Source organism: Taylorella asinigenitalis ATCC 700933 (assembly GCF_000687755.1).
Lineage (GTDB): Bacteria > Pseudomonadota > Gammaproteobacteria > Burkholderiales > Burkholderiaceae_B > Taylorella > Taylorella asinigenitalis.
Genome location: NZ_JHXN01000002.1, coordinates 1 through 12875, shown reverse-complemented (window position 1 = coordinate 12875; position 12875 = coordinate 1). Strand labels below are relative to the sequence as shown.

At 38.0% G+C, this 12875-nt stretch carries 14 protein-coding genes and 1 pseudogene; 5 read left to right on the top strand and 10 right to left on the bottom strand.

Going from position 1 to position 12875, the window contains the following annotated elements; translation table 11 throughout:
- Nucleotides 1–7: 7 nt before the first annotated feature.
- From T432_RS0101990 to tyrS, 5 genes are read right to left on the bottom strand one after another with little or no spacing between them, the layout of a single operon-like run.
- Nucleotides 8–646 carry a riboflavin synthase gene (locus T432_RS0101990; protein ID WP_028883968.1) on the bottom strand — a complete coding sequence of 213 codons (639 nt, stop codon included), beginning with the start codon at nt 644–646 and terminating at the stop codon, nt 8–10.
- Nucleotides 631–1803 carry a bifunctional diaminohydroxyphosphoribosylaminopyrimidine deaminase/5-amino-6-(5-phosphoribosylamino)uracil reductase RibD gene (gene ribD / locus T432_RS0101985; protein ID WP_028883967.1) on the bottom strand — a complete coding sequence of 391 codons (1173 nt, stop codon included), beginning with the start codon at nt 1801–1803 and terminating at the stop codon, nt 631–633. The genes T432_RS0101990 and ribD overlap by 16 nt, the downstream gene beginning before the upstream one ends.
- Nucleotides 1793–2251: a transcriptional regulator NrdR gene (gene nrdR / locus T432_RS0101980; RefSeq protein ID WP_028883966.1), complete on the bottom strand. Its 459-nt coding sequence runs from the start codon at nt 2249–2251 to the stop codon at nt 1793–1795. Before nrdR ends, ribD begins: the two co-directional genes overlap by 11 nt.
- A gap of 3 nt (nt 2252–2254) precedes the next feature.
- Nucleotides 2255–3499 (bottom strand): serine hydroxymethyltransferase, encoded by a 1245-nt coding sequence (gene glyA / locus T432_RS0101975; RefSeq protein ID WP_028883965.1) that lies wholly within the window; start codon nt 3497–3499, stop codon nt 2255–2257.
- 12 nt (nt 3500–3511) lie between these two features.
- Complete coding sequence (tyrS, locus tag T432_RS0101970; protein ID WP_028883964.1) at nt 3512–4735, bottom strand: tyrosine--tRNA ligase; 1224 nt, start codon at nt 4733–4735, stop codon at nt 3512–3514.
- 81 nt (nt 4736–4816) lie between these two features.
- On the opposite strand from tyrS, the gene T432_RS0101965 reads away from it, so the two are divergent.
- Complete coding sequence (locus tag T432_RS0101965) at nt 4817–5908, top strand: anhydro-N-acetylmuramic acid kinase (protein WP_248646258.1); 1092 nt, start codon at nt 4817–4819, stop codon at nt 5906–5908.
- On the opposite strand, the gene erpA is transcribed toward T432_RS0101965, so the two are convergent.
- The 5 genes from erpA to pmbA form a co-directional block, all read right to left on the bottom strand.
- Nucleotides 5905–6267 (bottom strand): iron-sulfur cluster insertion protein ErpA, encoded by a 363-nt coding sequence (gene erpA / locus T432_RS0101960; RefSeq protein ID WP_014112004.1) that lies wholly within the window; start codon nt 6265–6267, stop codon nt 5905–5907. The two genes, T432_RS0101965 and erpA, sit on opposite strands and share 4 nt — an antisense overlap.
- A 10-nt stretch (nt 6268–6277) precedes the next feature.
- Nucleotides 6278–6991 (bottom strand): DUF6776 family protein, encoded by a 714-nt coding sequence (locus tag T432_RS0101955; RefSeq protein ID WP_028883962.1) that lies wholly within the window; start codon nt 6989–6991, stop codon nt 6278–6280.
- A gap of 91 nt (nt 6992–7082) precedes the next feature.
- On the bottom strand, nt 7083–7475 hold the full coding sequence (gene rpsI, locus T432_RS0101950; protein WP_028883961.1) for a 30S ribosomal protein S9: 393 nt from the start codon (nt 7473–7475) through the stop codon (nt 7083–7085).
- A gap of 10 nt (nt 7476–7485) precedes the next feature.
- Complete coding sequence (gene rplM, locus T432_RS0101945) at nt 7486–7914, bottom strand: 50S ribosomal protein L13 (RefSeq protein WP_014112007.1); 429 nt, start codon at nt 7912–7914, stop codon at nt 7486–7488.
- Nucleotides 7915–8099: 185 nt separating this feature from the next.
- A complete protein-coding gene (pmbA, locus tag T432_RS0101940; RefSeq protein WP_028883960.1) occupies nt 8100–9428 on the bottom strand; it encodes a metalloprotease PmbA in 1329 nt (442 codons plus the stop codon).
- A gap of 56 nt (nt 9429–9484) precedes the next feature.
- On the opposite strand from pmbA, the gene yjgA reads away from it, so the two are divergent.
- From yjgA to T432_RS07865, 4 genes and pseudogenes are all read left to right on the top strand, one after another.
- Complete coding sequence (gene yjgA / locus T432_RS0101935) at nt 9485–10039, top strand: ribosome biogenesis factor YjgA (RefSeq protein ID WP_028883959.1); 555 nt, start codon at nt 9485–9487, stop codon at nt 10037–10039.
- Nucleotides 10032–10694 (top strand): alpha/beta hydrolase, encoded by a 663-nt coding sequence (locus T432_RS0101930; RefSeq protein ID WP_014112010.1) that lies wholly within the window; start codon nt 10032–10034, stop codon nt 10692–10694. The genes yjgA and T432_RS0101930 overlap by 8 nt, the downstream gene beginning before the upstream one ends.
- A gap of 2 nt (nt 10695–10696) precedes the next feature.
- Nucleotides 10697–12109: a glutamate--tRNA ligase gene (gene gltX / locus T432_RS0101925; protein WP_028883957.1), complete on the top strand. Its 1413-nt coding sequence runs from the start codon at nt 10697–10699 to the stop codon at nt 12107–12109.
- 524 nt (nt 12110–12633) lie between these two features.
- A pseudogene (locus tag T432_RS07865) lies at nt 12634–12875 on the top strand (histone H1-like repetitive region-containing protein); the annotation flags it as partial.

Here is a 12875-nt window from a genome sequence, read left to right as displayed (position 1 = left end):
TAAAAAATTAAAATGGTGCTTGCATCATTCTTTGAACATATCTTGCAATAGTATCGATTTCAATGTTCACTTCATCGCCAGCTTTTAAATATTGTAGAGTTGTGTTCTTAAAGGTATGAGGAATCACATTCAAACTTATGATTGTTCCTTCAGGAATCATATCCTCCGAATGAGGATCCTCTGGTGAAAACACGTCATTAACATCATTAACGGTCATGCTTACACCATCTACAGCTACCGAACCCTTGTAAGCCATAAAACTTGCTAAATCTTCAGGAATTAAAATCTCAATTTTATGAGATTCGCCCTCTTGCGTAACTCCTACTACACGAGCCACACCGTCCACATGCCCAGACAACAAATGGCCATCTACCGTGTCCCCAAGTTTCATGGCACACTCGAGATTTACGTACCCCTCTTTATCAAGTCCCGAAGTTTTTGATAGACTTTCAGCCGAAACATCCACCTCAAATCCTGAATCACTTTTTTGAACTACGGTCATGCATGCCCCGTTAATGGCTATAGAATCGCCTTCCTTGATATTTGAAATATCCAAATCTCCTTTGGCAATGCTTAGGCGTACTCCTTTTTCAAGTTTTGAAACCGATTCAATATTGCCCACTGCTTGAATTATGCCTGTAAACATCTAACCATCTCCTTTAATGAATTTAGTAATGCCTTCCAACGGACAGAGTTCCTAATCCTTAGACGAACATTATTACTAATTTTAGTCAAATCGAACATTTCCAAATAGTCATGCTCTGGAATTGATTCTAACGGTGAAATATTAAAAGGTGCATTACAATCCCCTAAAATCATAGGTGCAAAATACCATAGATACTCATCTATAAGCCCAGCCTCGTAAAGTGAGGTATTTAAACCACTACCTGCCTCTACATGAATCTCATTAATTTCGTTGGCAATGCCCACCTTTTCTATCAATTCCCGCAAATTCAACAAACCATTTGAGTCCGAATCAATTCCAATCAAATCAATATTATTAGGAAACGCACCCCTATCATAAGCAAAATTTGATAAAGCGGAGGCATTGCCACAGATAATAATTTTGGTATTTGAAAATATATTGAGATTCGGATTATCCAAGGTCCTAAAATCGCTATCCATAATAGCTACAAGCGGCTCTCTAGGCGTCTCAACGTAACGCACATTCATTCTAGGATTGTCGGCCAAAACCGTACCTACTCCTGTGAAAATCATACTTGCACGAGACCGCCACTTGTGACCGTCGTGTCTAGCCTGCTCATTGGTAATCCACTTGGATTTTCCGTTAGCAAGAGAAATACGACAATCGAGCGAACTTGCAATTTTAGTGCGAATCCACGGGCGACCTAAAAGCATGCGAGAGAAAAAACCGACATTAAGCTCGAGAACTTCCTCCATAAGATATCCCACATGCACATCGATTCCGTGAGAGCGGAGGGATGAGATGCCATTGCCACCGACCAAGGGGTTAGGGTCTGGCAATGCGACCGCAACCTCTCGTATCCCGCTTCGAATCAAAGCATCCACGCATGGAGGCGTGCGACCGTGGTGGCTACAAGGTTCAAGCGTAACATAAAGCGTAGAGTCTTTTAGTAGTGCCCCAAGCCCTCTTTTCTCCACATCTTGCAAAGCCTCAATCTCCGCATGATTTGAACCAGCCACTTGCGTTGCACCTTGGCCAATAATCTTATCTCCATGCACAATAACGCATCCAACGCATGGATTTGGGTCAGGCAAATGGCGATTTTTTAAAGAAAGTTCGTAGGCCAGCCGCATGAAATGCGTATGTCTATCTTTCATCACTTGAGAGCTCTTGAATTGTTGTAACAAATTGGGCAATATCCTCGAAACTCTGATATACAGAGGCGAATCGAACATATGCTACTTGGTCTAACTCGCGTAGTTCTTTCATAACTACCTGACCGACCTCATATGAGGAAACTTCCTTATGTGGATGGTTTAAAAAAAACTCGAGGATGCGGGATACTGCACAATCCACTTGATCTCTTGAGACAGGACGCTTGCGTAAAGCTATGTTCATACTGGATCGCACTTTGTCGATATCAAACTCCATGCGTAAGCCATTTTTTTTAACTACCGTTGGCAATGCTAACTCGATTCTCTCATATGTTGTGTATCGCTTATCACATTGCAAACAACGCCGTCTGCGTTTGATGGCGAGACCATCCTCGGATGATCTCGAGTCTAGAACTTGACTCTCTCCATGAGAGCAGAACGGGCATTTCATCGATTATTTGTAAACTGGGAATTTGCTAGTCAAAGCTAAAACTTTTTCGCGAACAGCTGAAATGTTTGCTTCATCATCTGGATTATCCAAAACATCAGCTATCAGATTCGCAGTTTGCTCAATTTCCGCTTCTTTAAAGCCTCTTGTAGTCATAGCTGGTGTACCAAGCCTTATTCCACTAGTGACAAACGGTGTCTCAGGATCGTTTGGAATAGAGTTTTTATTGCAAGTGATAAATGCATCACCCAAAACTTTTTCTGCATGTTTACCAGTGATGCCTTTTGAGCGAAGGTCAACAAGCATTACATGGCTTTCAGTGCGACCAGAGACAATGCGTAAACCACGTTTTTGCAATGTCTTCGCAAGAATATCAGCATTTTTAATAATTTGCTCTGCGTATTGTTTAAATTCAGGTTCTAAAGCCTCTTTAAATGCAACCGCTTTTCCAGCAATAACATGCATCAGTGGACCTCCTTGAATACCAGGGAAAATTGCAGAGTTAATCATCTTCGCATGTTGCTCTTTCATCATAATGACACCACCACGAGGGCCTCTTAGAGATTTATGCGTAGTTGAAGTTACAAAATCGGCATGTGGAACAGGATTAGGGTATTGTCCCCCAACAACCAACCCTGAATAGTGGGCAATGTCCACCATGAAATAAGCACCCACTTCCTTAGCGATTTTTGCAATTCTTTCAAAATCAATGCGAAGAGAATATGCCGACGCACCAGCAACAATTAGTTTGGGATTATTTTCTTTCGCTAATTGTTCAAGTTTCTCATAATCAATCGCTTCATTTTCATCCAAACCATATGGAATAAAGTTGTAAAGCTTACCAGAAAGGTTAACTGGAGAACCGTGAGTTAAGTGCCCCCCTTCATTAAGATTCATACCAAGAACAGTATCGCTTGGTTTTAATACGGCAAAATATACAGCCTGATTAGCTTGAGAGCCAGAATTAGGTTGCACATTAGCCGCTTCAGCTCCGAATAATTTTTTTAATCGTTCAATAGCCAACTGTTCAACTATATCTACGTATTCACAGCCGCCATAATAGCGTTTTCCAGGATACCCCTCTGCGTATTTATTTGTGAGTTGAGAACCTTGAGCTTGCATAACAGCTGGGCTTGTGTAGTTTTCGGAGGCAATGAGCTCGATATGCTCCTCCTGACGTTGCTCTTCTTTCTTAATGGCATCGTAGAGTTCTGAGTCAACTTTATCTAAAGTAAGATTAATATCAAACATGATTTTCCTAAATTATTTAATGGTAATGCGTGCAAATTTTCTTTTTCCAATCTGTACAACATAGGTACCAGATTTTAAAACTAAGCTTTTGTCTTCTACTTTCGAGCCGTCCACCTTTACTCCGCCCTGAACGATATTTCGCGAAGCTTCAGAACCAGAACTAGCCAAACCCGATTCTCTAAGAACCGCAACAATGCCCAATTCTGGGCCATTCAAACTTATCTCAGGTATATCATCAGGTATTTGACCATCTCTAAATCGAGATTCAAAATCTGCCAATGCTTTAGCTGCAGCTTCAGCATTATGAAAACGCGTAATAATTTCTTGAGCCAGTGCAACTTTAATATTCCGTGGGTTTACTCCCTGCTCAACATCACGTTTTAGTTGAGCAATCTCCTCTAAGGATTTTGATGAGATTAATTCATAATAATTCCACATCAAAGTATCGGAAATAGACATGATTTTTCCAAACATGCTATCAGGCGTTTCAGTGATTCCGATATAGTTATTTTTAGATTTGGACATCTTCTCAACTCCGTCCAAACCAACCAATAGAGGCATGGTTAAAACAGTTTGTTGCTCTTGTCCATATTCTTTTTGAAGTTCACGACCAACAAGTAAATTAAACTTCTGATCTGTACCTCCAAGTTCCATATCCGACTCAAGAGCCACAGAATCATATCCCTGCATAAGAGGATACAAAAGCTCATGCATAGATATAGGCACACCACCTTTAAAACGCTTTGTAAAGTCATCACGTTCCATAATCCTAGCGACGGTATATTTAGATGCCAATTGAATTAGCCCGCGAGTTCCTAGCGCATCACACCATTTTGAGTTGTAGGAAATAATAGTTCTCGAGGGGTCCAAGACTTTAGATGCTTGTTCATAATAAGTTTGAGCATTCTCTTCAATCTGCTCACGTGTTAATGGCGGTCTAGTCGCATTTCTCCCACTCGGATCACCGATGGTTGCTGTGAAATCGCCGATTAAAAATATAACTTCATGGCCCATATCCTGCAGTTGTCGCATTTTGGTTAATACAACCGTATGCCCCAAGTGCAAATCAGGTGCTGTTGGGTCAAGCCCTAGTTTTATTCTTAGAGGAGTTCCAGTGTCGTGACTTTTTTGAAGTTTTTGCAAAAACTCGGATTCTACTAATATTTCTTCCGTTCCGCGTCTCACAATATCCATTTGACGAGCAACTTCAGTACTTATTTTTATTTCTTCTGTCATGAGAGGTACTTAGACCGTGTGATAATACAATGATTTGTAATTATATAATTCAATAAATAAATTTTTAGGTTCTCTATGGCAATGCATCAGTATTTTATCGGTTTAATGTCGGGCACTAGCACCGATGGAGTTGATGGAGTAGTTTGTAAAATAAGCAGTCCAGAGGATTTAGAGTTTCTTGGACACGCCTATATTCCTTTTAATGATTCACTTAGAGAACGTATCCTAAAATTAAATACACCTAGCTTTGATGAAATAAATTCTATGCATTTAGTCGGCATGGAGCTTATCAAGGCATATGAGCAATGTGTACAAAAGCTTTTAACTGAACATAATTTACAAGCAGAACAAATTCGAGCAATTGGGGCTCATGGACAAACTGTAAGACACAATCCGAAAATCGGACTTACCCTTCAAATTAATAACCCTGCACTTTTAGCTGAGAAAACTCAAATTGATGTAGTAGCAGATTTTCGAAATGCTGATATTGCTGCTGGTGGCGAAGGGGCACCATTAGTTCCAGCATTTCATAAATATTTTTTTAAATCGAAAATACCCGTAGCAATCCTTAATTTAGGAGGATTCGCAAATATCTCTGTCATTGAGGAAAATAGTGTCGTGGGTTTTGATATAGGGCCATGTAATGCATTGATGGATTTATGGATCCAAATGCATAAAGGTCAGACTTTTGATAAAGAAGGAAAATGGGGTGGAAGTGGGCATTGCCACAATGGGTTGCTAAATAAATTATACGCACACCCATTTTTTAGTTTGGTACCACCAAAGTCAACAGGAAGAGATGATTTTAATATTAATTGGTTGAATGAAAATTTAACAAATTTTAAGGATATCGAGCCTGTAGATATTATGGCCACACTTAGGGAGCTAACTGTTCACTCGATTCTTGAATGTACCGCAAAACTAGATAGTAATATTAAATCCATATATGTTTGTGGTGGGGGCGTATTTAACAAAACCCTGATGGATGGGCTTAATCAAAACGCCGATAGACAATTTATTAGTGTTGAAGAAATGGGTATAAATCCTATGACTGTTGAAGCCCTTGCTTTTGCTTGGCTTGCCTATTTAAACGTAAATAGAATCTCTTTAGATTTAAAAGAAATAACTAGAGCCCAAAGACCTAAAATCTTGGGTTCTCTATATCCCTACTAAATACTGAATGATGAACCACACCCACAAGTTGTAGTGGCATTAGGATTTCTAATCACAAATTGAGAGCCTTCAATATCCTCTTTATAGTCTATCTCTGCACCCACAAGATATTGAAAACTCATTGGATCTACTAAAAGTGATACACCATTATTAGTAACTGTGGTATCGTCTTCGGCCATATTCTCGTCGAAAATAAATCCATATTGGAATCCTGAACACCCACCACCTTGAATGAAAACTCTTAGTTTTAGATCAGGATTACCCTCTTCATCTATTAATTCTTTAACCTTTGCGGCAGCTGCATCAGTAAAAACTAATAAAGACGGTTCCTGTAAGTCTACAGTTTGTACACCAGACATAATATCTCCTTTAAAGCAAAACAGATTTGCTTGCACGCACTTGATTTCCTTCAAGCACTTTTACGTAAATTTCATGTGGCTCAAATCCAGCTGGCAATACCAAATCACCAGTACTTTGCTGCCAACGAACAAAATCTACAGATAAAATTGAATGCGATCTTGCATTATTAAGTATCTTAGAAGCAACTTTTGGATTTGCTGGAATAGCCAGTTTATTATCCTCAGTAACACGAGCAGGTATTAGATCAACCATAATAGTTTTACCGTTAAGCATACCGACTGCTTGAAATTTAAGCATACCTTTAAAATTTGTCTCTTCATTGACCTTTCTGCTTAATAAAATTTTATAGCTAATTAAATCACCAGAGCGCTTTACATCTAAACTTCGTATGGTTACTAAACCCATAGGACCCGATGGCAATAATTGCTCATAGAATTCGATATCCCTTGATAAATCACTAACCTCAGCTAGTAGTCTGTCGTTTTCTATGCGAAATCTTTGAATCGTTGAATTGCTAACAAAAAGCTTTCCTTTTAGATTCTTAATAGAATTTTGAAGTTCCTCATAATCAGATTTCATATTCAAACGGGCATTTCGTAGAATTTTTTCAAATTCCACGCGTAAAACCATCTTCTCTTTCTTGAGATTGAGATTATCGTAGTAATGCACAGCTGCACCACCAACAATAACACCGAAAACGAAAAGTAAACTTCTGATAAGCATAAGAAATATTATAAATCGTTATGTCAATAAAAAACCCACATTCATAATCGTAGAAATGTGGGCTTTGATTTGATGTATCAATAATCAAAAATTAACGCTTACTAAATTGCTTACGACGACGTGCTTTGCGAAGACCAACTTTCTTACGTTCAACTTCACGTGCATCACGAGTTACGAAACCAGCTTTAGAAAGCGAAGGTTTCAAAGTTTCATCATAATCGATAAGAGCTCTAGTAATACCATGCCGAACAGCACCTGCTTGACCAGACTCGCCGCCACCATGAACATTTACTTGAATATCGAAATTCTCAATCATCTCAACTAACTCAAGTGGTTGACGAACAACCATTTGACCAGTTTTACGCTGAAAAAATGAATCAACGTCTTTACCGTTAATTACTATATTTCCAGAACCTTTTTTCATAAAAACACGTGCCACCGAAGTTTTACGACGGCCAGTGCCATAATTCCATTCACCAATCATACTCTAGCTCCTAGATATCCAATTGCTTAGGTTGCTGAGCAGCATGAGGGTGCTCACTACCTGCGTAGATCTTAAGTTTTTTGATCATAGCGTAGCCAAGTGGGCCTTTAGGTAACATACCTTTAACTGCTTTTTGAATAGCACGGCCTGGGTGACGCTCTTGTAATTTACGGAAATTAGTTTCATAAATTCCGCCAGGATATCCTGTATGACGGAAGTATTTTTTATCTTCAAATTTACTACCCGTAACAACTATGTCCTGTGCGTTGATGATTACGATGTAATCACCTGTATCTACGTGAGGTGTGAACTCTGGCTTATGCTTACCACGCAAGCGGCGTGCAACTTCGCTGGCTACACGACCAAGGACTTTACCTTTTGCGTCTATAACAAACCATTCACGGCTCACTTCCTGCGGTTTAGCCACGAAAGTTTTCATGATGGATCCTTAAAAATTATTAATAAAAACTTCTATACACACTAGAAAAAACTAGCTTCGCCATGCTGTTATTCTTTATTTCTCTCTTCAGCAGTACGAAATTATGGTTAGAAGTAAATTTTATATTATAAGCTAAATATTTGATTTTCAATAATGATTTTTTAAAAAATATTAGTAAATGTAGTTTAATCACCAGCAACAGACATTTTTTCTATAAGAATCGACCCAGAAGTTTTGGAACCTTTTGTATAACTGTCTGAACCAATAGACACAATAGACTTAAATATATCTTTCAAGTTACCTGCTATTGTTATCTCAGTAACTGGGTACTGGATTACACCATTTTCAACCCAATAACCAAAAGCACCTCTGGAATATTGGCCAGTTACATAATTTATCCCATGGCCCATCAGTTCTGTCACCAATAATCCTGTACCCATTTCACGTAACATGCCTTCAAAATCTGGACTCTCAGTAGACGAATGAATAGACATATTATGGGAACCACCTGCATTACCCGTTGTGGACATACTTAATTTTCTAGCTGAATAGGTAGATAAAAGATAGCCTTTTAATACTCCATCTACCACTAAATCTCTTTTTTGAGTACTCACACCCTCTTGATCAAACGAGCCACTACCGTAAGCTTGCTTTATAAAAGGATCGTCAACTACCTTAATATGATCAGACATAACTTTTTCATTTAAGGCCCCTTTCAAGAAACTCATATCTCGATATAGTGCACCTCCACTAATAGCTTGAGATAAAGCTCCTAAAAGAGTCACAGCTATAGGAGCTTCAAAGAGAACGGGATATTCACCTGATTTAATGCGGCGTGCTCCAAGTCTTGAAAGCGTACGTTTAGCAGCATATTCACCTATTGCTTGTGGGCTAGATAATTTGCGTGGATTTCTGTGGCTTTCATACCAATAGCCACGTTGCATTTTTTTACCCTTGCCGGCAATGACAGATAATCCCAATGAATGGCTTGTATGCTTATATCCTCCAAGAAATCCATTTGATGAGCCAAGTAAAAAAGATGAACACCCAGTTTGAACTGAAGCCCCATCAGAATTAGTAATTTGATCACTAAAATCCAATGCAAAGCTTTCAAGCTCTATGGCAATGTTCCCAGCACTCTCCGCATCAAGACTCCAATCATGATACAGATCCAAATCTAGAATCTCAGTTGCATATTCTTCGGGTTTAGGCAGACCAGCAAAAGGGTCTTCTGCGGTATATTTTGCTATATCCCAAGCATGCCCTACTGTGCTTTCAATTGATTCTTCCGTTAGCAAGGATGTAGCTGCAGATGCACGCACCTTTCCGTTAAATACCGTAATTGATAGCCCCCTATCATGCATCTCCTCTACAGTTTCAATGCTTTTATTTCGAGCGGCTACAGTAAGACCATGAGATTCAGAAATTTCTGCGATAGCTTCAGATGCCCCTTTTTTTGTGGCAATGTCTAAGGCAAATTTCACAAAGTATTCAAAATCAGATTTGTTTTTCATAACTAAGGAGGAGTGCTAATTAATATAATAGTTAAGAATTTTAATCAATTTAAGATATGAATGAAAATCAAGAAGAATTTGCTGAGGATATGTTTGAAGGTCCCAGCAAATCACAAGTTAAAAGAGAATTGCTAGCGATCACAGAGTTAGGACGCGAGATCATTGCCCTCCCAATAGAAAAAATAAAAAAACTAGATTTAGATGAAGAAATTTTGGAGCAAATAAAGATTGCTCAGAAAATCAAAGCTACTACTGAGGGCAGAAGAAGGCAGTCCGCCTATGTAGGAAAGCTTTTACGAAACGCAGATATTGAAGCCATAAAGCAAAAACTTTATGAATGGGAAAACGGCAGTAAAGCCATTACAGCCCAAATGCACATGTACGAAAATTTGCGTGATAGGCTTATTGAGAGCGATGATCATTTAACTAATTTGCTAGATTCTGTTCCCGTGATATATATTCAGCAACTTAGAAACTTAATTCGAGCTGCACGCAAAGAAAAAATACAAAACTCTCAATTACAAGAGGGGAAAGAGCCTCAAAAAAAGGCATACCGTGCACTATTTCAATTTCTTAAAACGCTTCCTTTAAGTGAGAGTGCAGATGAATGATTTCATAGAGTTAAATCCACAAGGTGAAACTAAATACAGTGTTATATGGCTCCATGGCCTAGGGGCTGATGCCACTGACTTTGTTCCATTGGTTCCTCAATTAGATTTGCCAGAAGGCTCAGGTATTAAATTTATTTTTCCTAATGCCCCTACTCAGCCAGTTACCATAAATGGTGGCATTGAAATGACCGCTTGGTACGACATACTAAGCTTGGATCGCATGGGTGCTGGCTCTGATAGAAAGGGAATCGAGAAATCTCAAGCATTAATAACTTCATTGATTGAGCGTGAGATTGAAGCTGGTGTTGAACCTGAAAAAATATTTTTAGCTGGTTTTTCGCAAGGTTGTGTAATGGCACTTCATACAGCATTAAGATACCCCAAGAAACTAGCTGGTATTATTGGCTTATCTGGATACATAGCCTTAAGTGAATCATTGGAAACTGAAGCTCATAAAAATAATAAAGATATTCCTATTTTCTTAGCTCATGGCACTCGAGACGATATTGTAAATATTAGTTTTGCTGAAGATAGCAAAAAACTTCTTGAGTCTTTGGGATATAAGGTTCAGTGGCATACATACCCTATGGGGCACGAAGTGTGTCTACCCGAAATTAAAGATATCAAAGAATTTATATTAAATAACTTGGAATAAACATGTCAGAAGGACAAATTATTAAAACTAGGTTCGCACCATCACCTACTGGATTTCTGCATCTAGGAGGGGCTAGAACCGCTATATTTAGTTGGGCATTTGCAAAACACAATAATGGAAAATTTGTATTACGTATCGAAGATACAGATTTAGAGCGCTCCACTCCTGAAGCGGTACAAGCAATCCTTGATGGTATGGATTGGCTTGGTATTGATTATGACGAAGGCCCTTACTATCAGACGAAACGGTTTGAGCGATATAAGGAAGTAGTTCAGGATCTAATTAATAGTGGTCACGCTTACTACTGCTATAGCACTCCTGAAGAAGTTGAGAAAATGCGTGAAGAGGCTCGGGCTAAAGGACTTAAACCAAAATATGATGGAACTTGGAGGCCTGAGGAAGGGAAAACATTGCCACCAAAACCTGAAGGGATTGAGCCAGTAGTTAGATTTAAGAATCCTCTAACTGGGCATGTCGTATGGAAAGATATGTTTAAAGGAGAGATTTCAATTTCTAATGAGGAACTTGATGACTTAATCATTGCCAGAAAGGATGGGACTCCTACTTATAATTTTTGCGTAGTCGTTGATGATTACGATATGGGTATCACTCATGTAATTCGCGGAGACGACCATGTAAATAACACCCCAAGACAAATTAATATCCTAAAAGCCATGGGAGCTTTGATTCCTGAATATGGACATGTTCCAATGATTTTAGATCAGGACGGCAAAAAACTATCTAAACGATATAACGCCGTTAGTGTTATGGAATACAAAAAGCTAGGCTATTTACCCGAAGCTCTATTTAATTATCTAGTGCGATTGGGATGGAGCCACGGTGATGATGAGATTTTTTCTAAACAAGATGTAATCAATTGGTTTGATATCGACCATTTAAGTAAATCTGCTTCTCAATGGGATATTGCAAAATTAAATTGGGTTAATTCTCAATATATTAAAAATACACCCACAGAAGATTTAGTTTCTATGGTTAAACCGTTTATTGAAGAGCTTGGTGGATCTACTGATTTTTCAAATATCAATGAGATTATCGAACTAAACAAAGATAGGTCACAAACTTTGGTTGAGCTTGCTAAAGAGAGTCTTTTATTTTGCAAACAGGACTACTCGATTGCTGATGATTTACGTGAAAAACATATGGACGAAAAATCAATTGCGAACATTAGGTCATTTGTAGAATCAGCTAAACAAATAAAAGATAGCGATTGGAATTCAGATAATCTTGCAAAATTAATTAAACAAAAATTAGATGAGCTGCAAATCAAAATGCCAGCTTTAGGCATTCCTATGCGCATAATTCTTTTTGGACAAAAACATACTCCCGCACTTGAATTAGTTCTCTCAATTTTGGGTAAAAACGAAGTTTTAAATCGTTTGAATAAGTATATATAGCTTATGTTTTGTTGGATTTATGCAAAATTTTTTAATTTTTTTTTGCATTTAAATTCAATGGGTTTAGGAGAAAAAAATATTTCTCTAAAACCCATTTTTTTTGCTGTACTCAAAAAATTAGTTTAAGCTTAAACTAATTATAAATTCTAATTTTTTTTAGAAAAAGTTGCTGTTTGTAAATTTTATATTCAATTTCATGTCAAAAAATTAGGGTTTCCCATTTATTTTTGCTGTATTTCACATATTTTGTATGTACACATACTTAGGTGATAGTTTAAGCTTAAACTAATTTAAAATCGCATTTCATTTGTATGAAAAATGCTTATTTTCATTAACTTAGAGACGATTTGCAAAAACATTGCCAACAAATAAATAGTGTATTTTTTCAGTATTTGCATTAATCTATTACATGTAACAGAGCGACTGTTATGAATATTTGAGATGCGTCTCATAATCATGAAGTGGGGGTTATTTCAAATATTCAATCATTTTGCATGAATCAATCAACACAAAAGGAGTTGGATATGGCATCAGAAACTAAAGAAACTGTTGCAAAAAAACCGGCGGCAAAACGTGCGACTACAGCTAAAAAAGCTGTTAAACCAATCGCTACTGTTACCGCTAAAAAAACTACAGCTAAAAAACCTGTAGCTTCTAAAGTAGCTAAAGCGGCTGCGCCTAAAAAACCAGCGGCTAAAAAACCTGCTACTAGAACTGCTGCTTCTAAAACTACAGCTACTAAAACAGCTGCAAAAAAACCTGTAGC

What these genes read in the sequence shown, in the direction of transcription:
- T432_RS0101990 (WP_028883968.1), bottom strand. Translation starts at nt 646, where the DNA reads ATGTTTACAGGCATAATTCAAGCAGTGGGCAATATTGAATCGGTTTCA.
- ribD (WP_028883967.1), bottom strand. Translation starts at nt 1,803, where the DNA reads ATGAAAGATAGACATACGCATTTCATGCGGCTGGCCTACGAACTTTCT.
- nrdR (WP_028883966.1), bottom strand. Translation starts at nt 2,251, where the DNA reads ATGAAATGCCCGTTCTGCTCTCATGGAGAGAGTCAAGTTCTAGACTCG.
- glyA (WP_028883965.1), bottom strand. Translation starts at nt 3,499, where the DNA reads ATGTTTGATATTAATCTTACTTTAGATAAAGTTGACTCAGAACTCTAC.
- tyrS (WP_028883964.1), bottom strand. Translation starts at nt 4,735, where the DNA reads ATGACAGAAGAAATAAAAATAAGTACTGAAGTTGCTCGTCAAATGGAT.
- T432_RS0101965 (WP_248646258.1), top strand. Translation starts at nt 4,817, where the DNA reads ATGCATCAGTATTTTATCGGTTTAATGTCGGGCACTAGCACCGATGGA.
- erpA (WP_014112004.1), bottom strand. Translation starts at nt 6,267, where the DNA reads ATGTCTGGTGTACAAACTGTAGACTTACAGGAACCGTCTTTATTAGTT.
- T432_RS0101955 (WP_028883962.1), bottom strand. Translation starts at nt 6,991, where the DNA reads ATGCTTATCAGAAGTTTACTTTTCGTTTTCGGTGTTATTGTTGGTGGT.
- rpsI (WP_028883961.1), bottom strand. Translation starts at nt 7,475, where the DNA reads ATGATTGGTGAATGGAATTATGGCACTGGCCGTCGTAAAACTTCGGTG.
- rplM (WP_014112007.1), bottom strand. Translation starts at nt 7,914, where the DNA reads ATGAAAACTTTCGTGGCTAAACCGCAGGAAGTGAGCCGTGAATGGTTT.
- pmbA (WP_028883960.1), bottom strand. Translation starts at nt 9,428, where the DNA reads ATGAAAAACAAATCTGATTTTGAATACTTTGTGAAATTTGCCTTAGAC.
- yjgA (WP_028883959.1), top strand. Translation starts at nt 9,485, where the DNA reads ATGAATGAAAATCAAGAAGAATTTGCTGAGGATATGTTTGAAGGTCCC.
- T432_RS0101930 (WP_014112010.1), top strand. Translation starts at nt 10,032, where the DNA reads ATGAATGATTTCATAGAGTTAAATCCACAAGGTGAAACTAAATACAGT.
- gltX (WP_028883957.1), top strand. Translation starts at nt 10,697, where the DNA reads ATGTCAGAAGGACAAATTATTAAAACTAGGTTCGCACCATCACCTACT.